Source organism: Streptomyces spiramenti (assembly GCF_012034385.1).
GTDB lineage: Bacteria > Actinomycetota > Actinomycetes > Streptomycetales > Streptomycetaceae > Streptomyces > Streptomyces spiramenti.
In genome coordinates this window covers 20,053-34,615 of record NZ_JAAVJB010000014.1, presented here as the reverse complement: position 1 = coordinate 34,615, position 14,563 = coordinate 20,053, and the positions used below count along the sequence as shown (strand labels likewise).

Here is a 14,563-nt window from a genome sequence, read left to right as displayed (position 1 = left end):
GCCATGAAGATCCTGATCAGCGCGGACATGGAGGGGGCCACCGGCGTCACCTGGCCCGCGGACTGCCTCCCCGGCACACCGCAGTGGGAGCGCTGCCGACGGCTCTTCACCTCCGACGTCAACGCGGCCGTCGTCGGTTTCTTCGACGGCGGTGCCGACGAAGTGCTGGTCAACGAGGCGCACATGACGATGCGCAACCTCCTGTTGGAGGAGATGGACGACCGGGTGCAGATGCTGACCGGGCGGCACAAGGCCCTCTCCATGGTCGAGGGCGTCCAGCACGGCGACGCGGACGGCATCGCGTTCGTCGGCTACCACACCGGAGCCGGCGATGAAGGAGTGCTCGCCCACACCTACCTGGGCAACTCCGTCACCGGGGTCTTCGTGGACGGCGTGCGCGCCAGCGAGGGCCTGCTGAACTCGCTGGTGGTGGCGGAGTACGGCACCCCCGTCGTCCTGGTCACCGGAGACGACCGCGCCTGCGAGGACGCCCAGGGGTACGCGCCCCGGGCGCGGACCGTCGCGGTGAAGGACTACGTCTCCCGCTACGCCGCCGTCTGCCGACCGCCGGCGCGAACCGCCGCTGCCATCCGCGCCGCCGCCGCGGAGTCCGTCTCGCTCGCCGTCCGCCACGCCCCGGCCGGGCCGCGGGAGCGCCGAATCGAGGTCGAGTTCGACGCCGAGCACCTCGCCGGCGCGGCGGCCGTCGTCCCCGGCGTGGAGCAGGTCGGCGAGCGCCGCGTCGCCTACACCGCTCCCGACATGTACGAGGGCATCCGCTGCTTCAAGGCCGTCACGACCCTGGTCTCGGCGGCAGTGGAGGAGTGGTACGGCTGAGGAGGCGCCCCGGCGCCCCGGCGCGACCGTCCGCCGACCACCGCGGGGCTCGTGCCGGCCGGCGCACGGGTGGTCGGCGCCGGCCGTGAGGAGCCGCCCAATGGTGACGCGATGTCACCGATGCGGCGTAGCGGACATCCACGCCGGGGCGTCGTCACTGGTCCGACCGGTGCCGACGGCCGCAACGCTTCCCGACGGGGCGCACGCCGCGTAACGTGGCCCGGCATGAAGATCTTCCGTAGCACGCCGGTTCCGGGGCCGGTATGACCGAGGGCACGACCGCGACCGACGCCGCGCCCGGCTCACCGGCCATCGACGCGCAGGCCCTGGACGAGTCGGTCGCCTTCACCTCCGAACTGATCCGCATCGACACCACCAACCACGGGCAGGGCGACGGCGTGGAGCGCGCCGCGGCCGAGTACGTGGCGGAACGCCTCGCCGAGGTGGGCATCGAGCCGCTCCTGCTGGAGAAGGCACCCGACCGCACCAACGTGGTGGCACGGGTGCCCGGCACCGACCCCTCCGCGGGCGCGCTGCTCGTCCACGGCCACCTCGACGTGGTCCCGGCGCACGCCGAGGAGTGGAGCGTCCACCCGTTCTCCGGCGAGGTCCGGGACGGCGTGGTGTGGGGCCGGGGCGCGGTGGACATGAAGAACGCCGACGCGATGGTGCTCGCCGTGGTGCGGGCATGGGCACGGCACGGGGTGCGCCCCCGCCGGGACATCGTCCTCGCCTTCACCGCCGACGAGGAGGACAGCGCCCAGTACGGCTCCGGGTTCCTCGCCGACCAGCACCCCGAGCTGTTCGAGGGCTGTACCGAGGGCATCAGCGAGTCGGGCGCCTATACCTTCCACGCGGGGGGCGGTCGGCGGATCTATCCGCTGGCAGCCGGCGAGCGCGGTACCGCCTGGCTCCGGCTGACCGCCGGCGGGCGGGCGGGCCACGGCTCCAAGGTCAACGAGGAGAACGCGGTCAGCCGGCTCGCCGCCGCCGTGACCCGCATCGGCGACCACCGGTGGCCGATCCGGCTGGCGCCCACCGTCCGCGCCGCGCTCACCGAGATGGCGGCGCTGTACGGGCTCGACCGACCGGTGCTCGACGACTCCGACCCCGAGGCGCTCGCCGCGGAGGTGGAGCAGCTGCTGACCGCGTTCGGCCGGGCGGCCACCCTCGTGCGACCGGTGGTGCGGAACAGCTCCAACCCCACCATGCTGGACGCCGGGTACAAGGTGAACGTCATTCCCGGCAGCGCGACCGGCCACATCGACGGCCGCATGGTCCCCGGCGCGGAGGAGGAGTTCTCCCGCGAGATGGACCGGTTGACCGGCCCGGACGTCGCCTGGGAGTTCCAGCACCGGGAGATCCCGCTTCAGGCGCCGGTCGACTCGCGCACCTACGGCGTGCTGCGCTCCGCCCTCGAACACTTCGACCCGGACGCCCACGTGGTGCCCTACTGCATGTCCGGCGGGACGGACGCCAAGCAGTTCTCGCGCCTGGGCATCACGGGGTACGGCTTCACCCCGTTGAAGCTCCCGGAGGGATTCGACTACAACGCCATGTTCCACGGAGTCGACGAGCGGGTACCGGTGGAGGCGCTGCACTTCGGTACCCGGGTACTGGACCGGGCGTTGCGCGCCCTGTGACCGGTGGGCGGGTCCGCGGTCGGACCCGCCCATCCGGCCGCGGCGGCGGACGCGGAAGAAGGAGACACTCCCAGATGACGCACGAGCCCCGCCCCGCCCCCTGCGGGACATGGTCCTCACCCATCGACGCCGGAACGGTGGCCGCCCACGACGGCCGCGCCGACCATGTCGGCGCCGTGGGCGAGGAGTTGTGGTGGACCAGCGCACGGCCGAGTGAGGGCGGGCGCCGCGCGCTGATGCGACTCCGCGGCGACGGCGGCCCGCCGGAGGTGGCCCTGCCGCCGCCGTGGGACGCCAGGAACCGGGTGATGGAGTACGGGGGGCTGCCCTGGGCCGGCACCCCGCGCCCCACGGGCGGGCCGCTGATCGTCTTCACCCACTGCGTCGACCAGCGGCTCTACTCGCTGGAGCCCGACGCGCCCGAGGGCGCCGTGCCGCGGCCGTTGACCCCGGTCTCCGCGGTCGGGGGCGGGCTGCGGTTCGCCGACGCCGTGCTGATGCCGGAGCACGGCGAGGTCTGGTGCGTCATGGAGGAGTTCACCGGCGAGGGCCCCACCGACCTCCGCCGGTTGCTGGTCGCCGTGCCGCTCTCCGGCGCGGCGGCCGAGGACCGTGCCGTCCTGCGGGAACTCACCGACGACACGCACCGGTTCCTCACCGGGCCGAGGCCGTCCCCGGACGGTCGCCATCTGGCGTGGATCACCTGGGACCACCCCCGGATGCCCTGGGACGGCACGGAGCTGCGGCTCGCCGGGCTCGCCGGGAACGGGGAGGTCGGGCCCCCGGTGGTGATCGCCGGCGGGCCGACGGAGTCCATCGCCCAGGTCGAGTGGGGCGCCAGGGGCGAGGTGCTGTACTCCTCGGACCGCACGGGCTGGTGGAACCTGTACCGGACCGCCCTCACCGACTCCCGGGACGCGGGGCCGCCGGCGGTCGGCCCGGCAGAGGCGCTCCACACAGCCGAGGAGGAGTTCGCCGACGCGCTGTGGAAGATCGGCATGCGCTGGTTCGCGCCGCTGGCGGACGGCCTGGTGGCCGTGGTGCACGGCCGCGGCGGCAAGCGGTTGGGACTGCTCGACCCGGACCGGGGCGTCCTGACCGACGCTCCGGGCCCGAGGACGGAATGGGCGCCCGCACTGGCCGTGCGGGGGACCCGGGTCACCGGGATCGCCGCCTCGCCGCTGCGCGGGTACGAACTGGTGGAACTCGACACCGCGACCGGATACAGCCGGGTCGTCGCCGCCCACCACCGCGACGCCGTTCCCGCCGACCACCTGCCGGTCCCCGAGTCCCGGACGTTCACCGGCCCGGACGGCCGCGAGGTCCACGCGCACGTGTACCCGCCCACCTCGCCGGACCACCGGCCCGAGCCCGGCGAGCTCCCCCCGTACGTGATCCGCGCCCATGGCGGCCCCACCGGCCGGGCGCCGATGGTCCTCGACCTGGAGATCGCCTACTTCACCTCCCGCGGCATCGGCGTCGCCGACGTCGACTACGGCGGCTCCACCGGCTACGGTCGCGCCTACCGGAACCGGCTGCGGGGACGCTGGGGCCAGGTCGACGTCGAGGACTGCGCCGCCGTCGCCGCCGCGCTCGCAGCCGAGGGGACGGCCGACCCGGACCGCCTGGCGGTGCGCGGCGGCAGCGCGGGCGGCTGGACCGCGGCGGCATCCTTGGCCGACCCCGAACGGACGGGAGGCGTGTACGCCTGCGGCGCGATCAGCTACCCCGTCCTCGACCCGGTCGGCTGGGCGGCGAGCGGCACCCACGACTTCGAGTCCCGGTACCTCGACTCGCTGATCGGGCCGTTCGACGAGGAGCTGTACCGCGAGCGCTCGCCGCTGCACCACGCCGGGCGGATCACCGCGCCCTTCCTGCTGCTCCAGGGGTTGGACGATCCGATCTGCCCGCCGGCCCAGAGCGAGCGGCTGCTTGCCGCGCTCGCCGGGAGCACGGTGCCGCACCGCTACCTGCCCTTCCCCGGAGAAGGGCACGGCTTCCGCCGTGCCGCGACCATTGCCCGGGCCGTGGAGGCGGAACTGGCGCTCTACCGGGAGACCTTCGGCATCGAGGCCGACCGGAGCGAGACACTGGAGACGGAGACGCGATGAACCGCCACTTCCCCACCCCCGGCGCGGCCCACGGGACCTCGCACGCCTCGGTCGCGCCCGTACCGACCCTCACCCGCCCCTCCCGGCTGCGACCGGGCGACAAGGTCGCGGTCGTGGCGACCAGTTCGCCCGTGGAGCGGGAGATGCTCGAAGCGGGCCTCGCGGTGCTGCGCGACTGGGGACTGGAGGTCGTGGTGGGCGACCACGTCCTCGACGTCCACCCCGAACTCGACTACCTCGCCGGGCGGGACGAGGACCGTGCGGGCGATCTGCAGGCGGCCTGGTGCGACCCGGACGTCGCCGCGGTCGTCTGCGCGCGCGGCGGGTACGGCGCGCACCGGGTCACCGGCCTCCTCGACTGGTCCGCGATGCGGGCCGCCGGACCGAAGATCCTGCTGGGGTACAGCGATATCACCGTGCTCCACGAGGCGTTCGCCTCCCGACTGCACCTGTCGACGCTCCACGGGCCCATGCCCGCCACCGAGGGGTTCGCGCGTGACCGGGCAGCCCAGGAGCACCTGCGGCGGACCCTCTTCGAGCCCGAGTCCGTGACCACGGTGAGCGGCCCCGGTGCGGCGACGCTGGTGCCGGGCCGCGCGCAGGGCGTCACCCTCGGCGGCTGCGCGAGCCTCCTCGCCGACAACCTCGGCAGCCCGACCTCCCGGCACTCGGCGGCCGGGGGCATTCTGCTGCTGGAGGACGTCGGTGAGCGCGCGTACCGGCTCGACCGGTGCCTGAGCCAGCTGCTCAACGCCGGGTGGCTGGACGGCGTCGCCGGGATCGTCCTGGGTTCGTGGCAGGACAGTGAGCCGTACGAGCGGATCCGCACGGTGCTGCTGGACCGCCTCGGCCCCCTCGGCGTGCCGATGGTGGAGGAGATGGGGTTCGGCCACTGCCCCGACCCGCTGACCCTGGGCCTCGGCCGTTCCGCCGTGCTCGACGCGGACGCCGCGACGCTCCGGTACACCTCTCCGGTGCTCGAATAGCGGGGCCGCCGCCTGCCTCCCTGCCTCCCGCCGCGTGCGGTGGCGGGGAAGGGCGGGGCGCGTTCCCCTGGAAGGAGTACGCACCGACGCGTGCTCCGTGTGGACGCGCCCGCACCCGCTCGCCCGTCCCCGGCCAGGAAGACCCTCGTAGGAGGCCAGTGATGACCACCGCCGCCGACATCATGCACCCGGGCGCCCAGTGGCTGCCCGCCACCGAGACCTTGGACCGCGCGGCGCAGCTGATGCGTGAGATGGACGTCGGGGCGCTCCCGGTCAGCGACACCGACGACAGGATGTGCGGCATCCTCACCGACCGCGACATCGTGCTGAAGTGCGTCGCGGCCGGGCACGACCCGGCACGGGTCACCGCCGGCGAGCTGTGCGAGGGCACACCTCGCTGGATACCCACCGACGCCGACGTCTCCGACGTCCTGGAGGAGATGGAGGGGCATCGCATCCGGCGGCTGCCGGTGGTGGACGGCGACAAGCGGCTGGTCGGGATGATCAGCGAGGCCGACCTCGCCCGCCACCTCAGCGAGGAGCAGATCGCCGGGTTCGTCGAGCGCGTCTACGCGGGCGTCACCCGCTAGCTGTATTGACCTGGAGCGTTGTTGACGCGGCTGATCGGTGGGTGGCCGCCGAGTGCGGTGGATCGCTCGCACGGCGGAGCATCGCAGTTCTTACTCGTCGTACCCGCCCGATGTTCGACGCGGTGAGATGCCGTGACGGGCTCGGCCCGGCAGCGGTCCGGCAACGCCCGGACGCAGCGTCGGGCAGCGACCGGCGCACGGCGGTGGGGGCGAGAAATCGCCCCCACCGCCGTGCGCGTTCCGGCCCGTGCCCGTCGCCGCGGGTCTCCCGGTACCGTGCCGCCTCACGGCTGCGCGTGCGCCCGCCGGGCGGCGGGGCCATGCTGGATCCATGGATGCCGAGCCCGGTGGACGCGGCGGGCGGCTGCGGGAGTTCCTCACCCCCGGCCGTGTCGTCTTCGCGATCGCAGCCGTTCTGACCCTCGTCTTCGTCTTCGAGAACACCCGGCAGACCCGTATCCGGGTGCTGGTTCCGGAAGTGACCATGCCGTTGTGGGCCGCGCTCCTCGCCGCCCTCGTGCTGGGGGTCGCCGGCGGCTTCTACCTCGGGCGCCGCCGCCCGCACCGCGGACGCCGGGCACGGTGACCGCGGCGGCGGGTCGCCCGGCTGTTCTCAGCGGCGGCAGAGCACCTCGCCGTGCAGCACCGCGAACCACCCGTCCTCGGCGCGGGCCAACGTGCGCCAGCCCTCCGCCGCCTCGTTGAGTTCGGCGGCCTCGGCGTGGCCGCCCTCGACCGCCATCCGGGCGTAGTCGGGGGAGAGGGCCCGCTCCGCCCAGAGCCCGCCCCACCACTCCCGCTCCGGCGGGGTGGCGAAGCACCAGGTGGAGGCGGAGGGGACGACATCGCAGAACCCCGCGGCCCGGGCCCAGGAGAGCACCCTGCGCCCGGCGTCCGGCTCGGCGCCGTTGCCGCGCGCCACGTTGCGGTAGACACGGAGCCACGTGTCCAGTCCCGGCGGGCGCGGCCACCACGTCATCGCTGAGTAGTCGGCGTCGCGTGCCGCGACCGTCCCGCCGGGGCGGCAGACCCGGCGCATCTCGCGGAGCGCCGCCACCGGGTCGCCGAGGTGCTGGAGCACCTGGTGGGCGTGGACCACGTCGAAGCCGTCGTCGTCACCGCCGTCCGGAAGGTCGAGGGAGGTCACGTCGCCGACGGTGAAGTCGACCGAGTTCGCGCCGGCCGCCGCACAGGCCGCGCGTGCGTCGTCCAGGACACCGGGGGCGCTGTCCAGGGCGGTGACCGGGCCGGGAGCGACCGCGCGGGCCAGCCCGGCGGTGATGGTGCCGGGCCCGCACCCCACGTCGAGCAGCGAGAGTCCGGGGCGCAGCCGCGGCAGCAGGTAGCCCGCGGAGTCCTCCGCCGTGCGGCGCCGGTGCGAGCGGAGTACCGGCTCCTGGTGGCCGTGGGTGTAGACGGTGTCGGACATGGGGTCTCCTCTCGGCGTGCGCCAAGCGTGCGCCGGTCGCCGCCCGCGGGGCAACGGGGGTCCGCCATCCGAGAGCTGCCCGCGCCCGCCCCGTGCCGTAGGGCGGGCGGCCGGGCATGCGGGAGGGCCCGCACGATCCGGGGATCGTGCGGGCCCTCCGGGGGCGTCACGCGCGGTGTGGGGGAGTGGGGGTGCGCGTCACGCGGGGGTGGTTCTCACCGTCAGCCGGTCACCAGGTCAAGGCCGTAGGCCGAGAGCAGCGGGTTGATGGGCTGGTGGTAGGTGGTGCCGCCGGAGGTGCAGTTGCCGGAGCCACCGGAGGTCACACCCTGGGCCTGGCTGCCCGAGATGTAGGAGCCGCCGGAGTCACCGGGCTCGGCGCAGACCGAGGTACGGGTGACACCGGTGATGGTGCCCTCCGGGTAGGTCACCGAGGTGTTGTGCTGCTGGATCGTGCCGCAGTGCCAGCCGGTCGTGGAACCGGAGCGGCAGATGGAGGCGCCGACGGCACCCTCGGTGGAGCCGGAGACCGTCACCTCGCCTTCGTTCACGGTCGGGGTGGTGTTCCAGTCGCTGTTGACCGACACCCAGGCCATGTCGTCACCGGGGAACGAGGACTCCTCGAAGGTGCCCTGCGCCGCCTGGTTGTAGCCCGTGGTGCTGGTGCCGACGGTGCCGCAGTGGCCGGCCGTCGCGAAGCCCGGGGTCGAGCCCTGGGTCACGGAGAAGCCGACCGAGCAGCGTCCGCCGCCCATGTAGTAGGCGTCGCCGCCGACCAGGTCGTAGAACGCCTGGGGCTGCTCGTCGGAGGTCTGGATGTCGACCGCGGCGGAGTTCACCCCGGCTGCCTCGACGAAGCTCTCGGCCTCGGCGACGTCGGAGGTCAGGAGGACGACGCCGTTGGTCGTGACGTCGACGTACCAGACCGGCGCGTCGGTGGTGTCGTGGGACTCGGCGGCCTTGTCGAGTGCGTCCTTGACGCTGTCTAGCTCGGCCAGCGTGTGGTCGACGACCTCGGCCGTGGCGCCGGCCTCGGTGATCTCGGCGGCCTCGGTCGTGCTGGTGGTGGCGACCACCAGCTCCGTTCCCTCCGCGAGCCAGGAACCGGCGAAGGCGTCGAGGTCGGCGGAGAGGGATTCGGTGAGCAGCGAGGCGTCATGCTCCGCCACCAGCTGGAGGCCCGCCTCCTGCTCACTCAGACCCAGGTCACGCTCCATGGCGTCAAGCACACCGGCGGGAAGGTCGGCGACTGCTGCCTCGGCCCGCTCGGACAGGGTGTCGTTCGCGGAGGCCTGGCTGGGGACCAGCGCGAATGCGAGCGCGGAGGCGGCTATCGCGGCGCCGATGGCGTTACGGCCTGTGTGACGCATGCAGTTCTCCTTGCACTTGCTTGTGGGGGTAAGCAGAACGTAGCCGCCGGGTGATGGGGTGTGTACCTGCCAAGGAATACCTCTTGTGATGCGATGGATTGCCCGAACGTGCCAGGCGACCCGTGAAGCAGCAGGTCAGCGCGGTGTGTTGACACTGCATCAACGGTGGCCGCAGGGTCCTTGCGCGGTTGTGAGGGTAGTTTCACGAGTTGCACGTTGCATGCACAACGTGACTGCGCTGCGCCGCCGTTGTCGTTCTGTTACCTGTTCTCGGTGGTCGGGGCGGTGCGCGGATGTGGCGTGGCGCACACATCCGCTCGATGCGCCCCTTCGTGCTCTGGTCGCTCATCCCTCGCGCGCGGAGCTGGTTCGCGCTCCCCGGTGGCCGGATCCGTGGCGAGCGTGGTCGAGGCGCCGGTCGAACGCGGACGGCCCGCCCCGCGCGATGCGCGGGACGGGCCGTCTGTGAGGGGGCGTGGTGGGCGGGGTGCCGCCCTCGGATCAGCTTCGGACGAGGGTGAGGCCGTACTGGGACAGGATCGGGTTGACCGGCTGGTGGAAGGTGGTGCCGCCGATCGAGCAGTTGCCCGAGCCGCCGGAGGTCACGCCCTGGGCCTGGGTGCCGGAGATGAAGGAGCCGCCGGAGTCACCGGGCTGGGCGCACGCGGAGGTGCGGGTCACGCCGGTGATGGTGCCCTGGGGGTAGGTGACGGAGGTGTTGTGCTGCTGGATGGTGCCGCAGCGCCAGCCGGTGGTGGAGCCGGAGCGGCAGATGGAGGAGCCGACGGTCGCCTGGGTCGAGCCGGTGACGCGCACGCCCGAGCCGGAGTTGCGGACGAGGGAGGTGGGCGTCCAGTTGCTGTTCACCGCGACCCAGGCCATGTCGCGGCCGGGGAACCAGGAGCCGCGGAAGGTGCCCTGGCTGACGCGGTTGAAGCCGGTGGTGGCGTTGCCCACGCTGCCGCAGTGGCCGGCGGTGACGAAGCCGGGGGTGGAGCCCTGGCGGACCGAGAAGCCGATCGAGCAGCGTCCGCCGCCGATGTAGTAGGCGTCGCCGCCGACCAGGTCGTAGAAGGGCTGGGGGGACTCGTCGGAGCGCTCGACGCGCACGGTGGAGGCGTCGGCGCCGCTGGCCTCGACGAACGCCTCGGCGGCGGGAACGTCGGAGGCGAGGACCACGACCTCGTTGGTGGTGACGTCCACGTACCAGACCGGGGCGGCGGAGTCCGGGTTGGTGGTGGCGGCCTCGTCGAGGATGTCCTTGACGGCCTCGAGGTCGGCGAGGCTGTGCTCGACCACCGTGGCGGTGGCGCCCGCCGCGGTGATCTCGGCGGCCTCGGCCCGGTCGGTCGTGGCGACCACGTGCTCGGTGGTGCCTTCCACGAGCCAGGAGCCCGCGTAGCCGGAGAGTTCCTCGCTGAGGGACTCCTCCAGGACGGCGGCCTCGTGCTCGGCTATCAGCTGGGTGCCGACCTCGGCGGCGGGTACGCCCAGGTCGCGCTCCATGGCGTCGACCATGCCGGCCGGCAGCTGCTCGACGAGGGCGTCCGCCTTGGCGGTCTCGGCGGAGGGAAGCTCCGAGGAGGCGTTGGCCGGCACCAGGCTCAGTGCGAGGGCGGAGGCCGCCAGCGCTGAACCGATGGCAACAGTACGTCCCTTGAGGCGCATTCTGTTCTCCTTGTGTTGTGAGGGTGACCAGAATGTAGACGGCGCGTGATCGGGTGTGTACCTGTCAACCGATACCTCTTGCCATGCGATGGATTGCGCGAACGCGCCACGCCCGTTTACGGGTTGGGGTGGTCCGGGGTCGTGCCGAAGTGCGCGTTCGCTGCCAGCCACTGCGTGTACCGCGGGTTGCGACGCGCGGCTTCCCGGTGGGCCTGACGTGCGCGGATGAGGACCGCGGGCGCGGCGCCGGCCGCGGCGGAGGCGGGGTGCCAGGCGAGCAGATGGTGCCAGGAGAGCGGGTTGCCGATCAGGGGGAGGGTCACGACCCCGGGGGTGGGCGGGAAGGTCGCCTTGCACGGCGCCACCGCCCGCCCCGCCTGCACCAGATGGACACAGGCCGTGGTGTCCAGCTCGTACACCGAGGTCGGTGTGAAGCCCGCGCGTGCGCAGGCGGTGGAGAAGCAGTCCCCGAAGCAGCCGTCGCCGGGGGCGTCCACCCACTGTTCGCCCGACAGGTCGGCGAGGTCCAACTCGTGCCGGTCGGCGAGCGGGTGCTGCTCGGAGAGCATCACGAAGATCGGGTCCCGGCCCACCGTGTGCCACGTCAGCTGGTCCGGCGCCGGGGGAGTCGCCTCGCCGCAGGCCCCGGCGAGTGCGAAGTCCAGCCGCCCGGAGACGACCAGTTCGCTCAACTCCTCGATGGACCAGCTGGTCAGGGTGGATATCGCCGCCTGCGGGTGGAGCAGGGAGAGTTGGTCCACCAGTCCGCCGAGCATCGGCCCCGGGGTCCCGGCGAGTCGGAACCGCGGCAGGTCCTCCAGGGTGTTGGCGAACCGTACGGCCTCCTCCTGGAGCTCCCGCATCGCCGGGAGCAGGACCCGGGCCCGGTCTAGGACCAGCTCGCCGAGGGGGGTCGGTTGCGCCCCGTGCCTGCCCCGCTCGAAGAGGGCACCGCCGAGCGCCCGTTCGATGCGTTTGAGTTGGGCACTGAGTGCCGACTGCGCCAACCCGAGAGAAGTGGCCGCCCGGGTGAGGCTGCCGGCCTCGTCTATCGCGCGGATGATCTTGAGGTGGCGTAGCTCCAGGTCCATAACCGGAAGCTACGGCCCAGTATCGCGAGTGACAAGCGTCGACCGGTGCGTGCTGGCGCGGTGGATCACCGAGGGGGTGCCAAGTCCGGCCGGTGTCACCACTGTTCGTGGCGTGTGCACGCCATGTGTGGTGAAAGTGCAGTTCACTGGGGGGTTGTGGCCGCTCGGGCGCGCGGTGCGACCGAGCGCGCCCCGCCTTCCGTGCCCGTTCCCGACGGGCACGGAAGGGTGCGGGTTCGCGCGACACACGGCCGGACCGGCTCCCGCCCGGAGGTTGGTGAGCGGGAACCGGTCCGTGTCCGTGGTGGCTTCCGGAACCCGCACGAGGGCGGGCCCGGTCACCCGGGGGCTCGGTGCGTCAGGACGCCGTGAGCCCCCGTCCGGGGGTGGTTCAGGGCATCAGCACGCCGTCGATGATGTAGACGGTGGCGTTGGCGGTCTGGACGTTGCCGCAGACGACGGTCGCGTCGTCGTTGACCGTGAAGTCCTCGTCCGAGCCCGCGACGGTGACGGTGTCGCCCTGGAGGGTGGTGTGCTCGCCATCCAGGTCCTCCGGCGCCAGGCGCTCGCCCACGACGTGGTAGGTCAGGACGTCGGTGAGGGCGTCCTGGTCCTCCAGCAGCCCGTTGAGGTCCTCCTCCGGGATCTCGGCGAACGCGGCGTCGGCCGGGGCGAAGACGGTCAGCTCGGGGGCGTCGTTCAGGGTGTCGACCAGGCCGGCTGCGGTCACGGCGGCGACCAGGGTGGAGAGGTCCGGGTTGTTGGACGCGGCGGTGGCGACCGGGTCCTGGGCCATGCCCTCGAAGCTGCCCGGGCCGTCGGTCGGCACGCCGGAACAGGCAGGGCCGAACGGCGCGGCGACGGCGTCGGTCTCGCCCGCGTCGTCACCGTCCATGTCGTCCATGTCGTCCATGCCGTCGGTGTCGTCCTGGTCGGTGCCGCCACCGTTGTCCTGGCCGGTCTCCGCGGCGTCCGAACCGTTGTCGTCGTCGCTGTCGGAGGAGCAGGCGGCCAGCGAGAACGGCAGGATGGCGGCGGTGGCGACGGCGACGGCGGTGCGGCGGATACGGGTGTTCATGTGATCTCTCCTTGAAGGTCGGGCACACGGTCGTGGGCCCTGCGGGGAAGGTGTTCAGGTCTGTTGTGACGGCGGTGGTGGTGGGCGGTCAGTCCACGGTGACCACCACCGAGTGCCAGCCGGTGGCGCCGTCGGGCACCGTGCCGACACGTTCCTCGGTCTGGGTCTCGCCGGAGCTGTCCGTGGCGCGGACCTCCAGCCGGTGGGAGCCGGGCTCGGCCTCCCAGTCCCAGACCCACTGGCGCCAGGTGTCCTCACTGGGCGCCGGGGCGAGACGCGCCTCGCGCCACTCGCCGCCGTCCACCCGGACCTCGACACCGTCGATGCCTGTGTGCTGCGCCCACGCCACCCCGGCGACCGGAACGGTGCCGGCGGGGATCGTCGCGAACCCGCGGGGGGTGTCGATCCGCGACATGGTCTTGATGGGGCCGCGGGCCGCCCAGTCACGCTCCACCCAGTAGACGTCGAAGTCGTCGAAGGTGGTGAGCTCGATCTCGGACAGCCACTTGCAAGCCGACACATACCCGTACAAACCAGGTACAACCATCCGGACCGGAAAACCGTTGCGGAAAGGCAGCGGCTCCCCGTTCATGCCGACCGCGAGCATGGCGTCCCGGCCGTCCATGACGGTGTCGACCGGGCTGCCCAGGGTCATCCCCTCGACGGATCGGGCGACCAACTGGTCCGCCGGACCGCCCTCCGAGGGCGGGCGTACCCCCGCTTCGCGGAGCAGCGGCGCCAACGGCACACCGATCCAGCGGGCGTTGCCCACGTAGGGGCCACCGACCTGGTTGGAGACGCAGGTCAGGGTGATGTCCCGCTCGACCAGCTCACGATCCAGCAGATCCCGGTAGGTCAGCTCCAGTTCGCGGTCCACGCCCCGGCCGAAGATCCTCATGCGCCACTCGGCGGCGTCCAGGCGCGGCACCCGCAGTGCGGTGTCGACCCGGTAGAAGTCCTTGTTCGGGGTGGTGAACGGCGCAAGGCCGTCGATCTCCAGATCGGCGCCGGGCGGCAGTGGCGGTGCCGGATCGCCCGGCCGGGGAATCGTCAGGGAGTCACGCGCCGCCTCCGCCTCCGCGTCCCCGCTGCTCAGCAGCCGGTTGCCCAGCAACCCGGAGCCGGCGGACGCTGCCGCCGCCACCGAGGCCGCGCGTAGGAAGCGACGGCGGTCCAGCGAGGAGAGCACCCCGGCGGCGGCCGGGGCCTCCGTCGCCTCGGCGGTGTCCGTCGGCTCTGCCGCGTCCGTCGCGGAGCGGCGTCCCGGCCGCAGCGTCCGGACGAGCAGCACGACCACCGCCACCGCGGCGACACCCCCGACCAGCGAGGGCACCGCGTCGGGCGCGCTGCCTCCCGGACGTCCGGCGGCGGTGACCGCGCCGAACACTCCGAAGAGAGCGGCCCCCACGGCGCCGGCCCGCAGGCTGCGCAGCGCGATCAGGCCGACGGCCACGGCGAAGAGGGTGAGCAGCGTCAGGATGCCGATCTGCAGCACCAGTTTGTCCGCGGTGCCGAAGGTGCGGATCGCCCAGTCCTTGACGGCGATCGGCGTGCGGTCGATGATCGCCCCGCCGACCGCGGTGACCGGTCGCGCCTCCGGTCGCACGAGCGCGGCGCACAACTCCGCCACGGCGAGCGCCGCCACGGCGGCGAGGACGCCGCTGCCCGCTGCGAACAGGCGTCGCTCCCACCGCCCGGCGCCACGGCCGGCGGCGGGCGCCACGTCTGTCTCCTCGGTCTCACTCACGACCGGTATTCGG

At 73.1% G+C, this 14,563-nt stretch carries 12 protein-coding genes; 6 read left to right on the top strand and 6 right to left on the bottom strand.

What is annotated here, in order from left to right; genetic code table 11:
• Positions 1-3 precede the first annotated feature (3 nt).
• The 6 genes from HCJ92_RS03620 (at position 4) to HCJ92_RS03595 (ending at position 6,753) form a co-directional block, all read left to right on the top strand.
• Positions 4-837, top strand: coding sequence for a M55 family metallopeptidase (locus HCJ92_RS03620; protein WP_167931920.1), 834 nt, complete (start codon positions 4-6; stop codon positions 835-837).
• Positions 838-1,100: 263 nt separating this feature from the next.
• Complete coding sequence (locus tag HCJ92_RS03615; protein ID WP_167931919.1) at positions 1,101-2,480, top strand: M20/M25/M40 family metallo-hydrolase; 1,380 nt, start codon at positions 1,101-1,103, stop codon at positions 2,478-2,480.
• Positions 2,481-2,554: 74 nt separating this feature from the next.
• Positions 2,555-4,591, top strand: coding sequence for a prolyl oligopeptidase family serine peptidase (locus tag HCJ92_RS03610; RefSeq protein ID WP_167931918.1), 2,037 nt, complete (start codon positions 2,555-2,557; stop codon positions 4,589-4,591).
• A complete protein-coding gene (locus tag HCJ92_RS03605; RefSeq protein WP_167931917.1) occupies positions 4,588-5,577 on the top strand; it encodes a S66 peptidase family protein in 990 nt (329 codons plus the stop codon). Before HCJ92_RS03610 ends, HCJ92_RS03605 begins: the two co-directional genes overlap by 4 nt.
• A gap of 161 nt (positions 5,578-5,738) precedes the next feature.
• Positions 5,739-6,167, top strand: a complete 429-nt coding sequence (locus HCJ92_RS03600; protein WP_167931916.1) for a CBS domain-containing protein — start codon at positions 5,739-5,741, stop codon at positions 6,165-6,167.
• Positions 6,168-6,498: 331 nt separating this feature from the next.
• Positions 6,499-6,753, top strand: coding sequence for a DUF1049 domain-containing protein (locus HCJ92_RS03595; RefSeq protein ID WP_167931915.1), 255 nt, complete (start codon positions 6,499-6,501; stop codon positions 6,751-6,753).
• Between the two features lie 27 nt (positions 6,754-6,780).
• On the opposite strand, the gene HCJ92_RS03590 is transcribed toward HCJ92_RS03595, so the two are convergent.
• The 6 genes from HCJ92_RS03590 to HCJ92_RS03565 all read right to left on the bottom strand — a co-directional run bounded on the left by HCJ92_RS03590 (position 6,781) and on the right by HCJ92_RS03565 (position 14,526).
• Entirely contained in the window at positions 6,781-7,596 is an 816-nt protein-coding gene (locus HCJ92_RS03590) for a class I SAM-dependent methyltransferase (RefSeq protein WP_167931914.1), read from the bottom strand.
• 221 nt (positions 7,597-7,817) lie between these two features.
• Complete coding sequence (locus HCJ92_RS03585; protein WP_167931913.1) at positions 7,818-8,966, bottom strand: S1 family peptidase; 1,149 nt, start codon at positions 8,964-8,966, stop codon at positions 7,818-7,820.
• A 501-nt stretch (positions 8,967-9,467) separates the two neighbouring features.
• On the bottom strand, positions 9,468-10,634 hold the full coding sequence (locus HCJ92_RS03580) for a S1 family peptidase (RefSeq protein ID WP_167931912.1): 1,167 nt from the start codon (positions 10,632-10,634) through the stop codon (positions 9,468-9,470).
• Positions 10,635-10,750: 116 nt separating this feature from the next.
• A complete protein-coding gene (locus tag HCJ92_RS03575; RefSeq protein ID WP_167931911.1) occupies positions 10,751-11,725 on the bottom strand; it encodes a LysR family transcriptional regulator in 975 nt (324 codons plus the stop codon).
• Positions 11,726-12,116: 391 nt separating this feature from the next.
• Entirely contained in the window at positions 12,117-12,803 is a 687-nt protein-coding gene (locus HCJ92_RS03570) for a fasciclin domain-containing protein (RefSeq protein WP_167931910.1), read from the bottom strand.
• Between the two features lie 88 nt (positions 12,804-12,891).
• Complete coding sequence (locus HCJ92_RS03565) at positions 12,892-14,526, bottom strand: molybdopterin-dependent oxidoreductase (protein WP_420824667.1); 1,635 nt, start codon at positions 14,524-14,526, stop codon at positions 12,892-12,894.
• Between the last annotated feature and the right edge of the window lie 37 nt (positions 14,527-14,563).

Excerpts from the sequence above, each read along its gene's own strand:
- HCJ92_RS03620 (WP_167931920.1), top strand. The coding sequence starts at position 4 with ATGAAGATCCTGATCAGCGCGGACATGGAGGGGGCCACCGGCGTCACC.
- HCJ92_RS03615 (WP_167931919.1), top strand. The coding sequence starts at position 1,101 with ATGACCGAGGGCACGACCGCGACCGACGCCGCGCCCGGCTCACCGGCC.
- HCJ92_RS03610 (WP_167931918.1), top strand. The coding sequence starts at position 2,555 with ATGACGCACGAGCCCCGCCCCGCCCCCTGCGGGACATGGTCCTCACCC.
- HCJ92_RS03605 (WP_167931917.1), top strand. The coding sequence starts at position 4,588 with ATGAACCGCCACTTCCCCACCCCCGGCGCGGCCCACGGGACCTCGCAC.
- HCJ92_RS03600 (WP_167931916.1), top strand. The coding sequence starts at position 5,739 with ATGACCACCGCCGCCGACATCATGCACCCGGGCGCCCAGTGGCTGCCC.
- HCJ92_RS03595 (WP_167931915.1), top strand. The coding sequence starts at position 6,499 with ATGGATGCCGAGCCCGGTGGACGCGGCGGGCGGCTGCGGGAGTTCCTC.
- HCJ92_RS03590 (WP_167931914.1), bottom strand. The coding sequence starts at position 7,596 with ATGTCCGACACCGTCTACACCCACGGCCACCAGGAGCCGGTACTCCGC.
- HCJ92_RS03585 (WP_167931913.1), bottom strand. The coding sequence starts at position 8,966 with ATGCGTCACACAGGCCGTAACGCCATCGGCGCCGCGATAGCCGCCTCC.
- HCJ92_RS03580 (WP_167931912.1), bottom strand. The coding sequence starts at position 10,634 with ATGCGCCTCAAGGGACGTACTGTTGCCATCGGTTCAGCGCTGGCGGCC.
- HCJ92_RS03575 (WP_167931911.1), bottom strand. The coding sequence starts at position 11,725 with ATGGACCTGGAGCTACGCCACCTCAAGATCATCCGCGCGATAGACGAG.
- HCJ92_RS03570 (WP_167931910.1), bottom strand. The coding sequence starts at position 12,803 with ATGAACACCCGTATCCGCCGCACCGCCGTCGCCGTCGCCACCGCCGCC.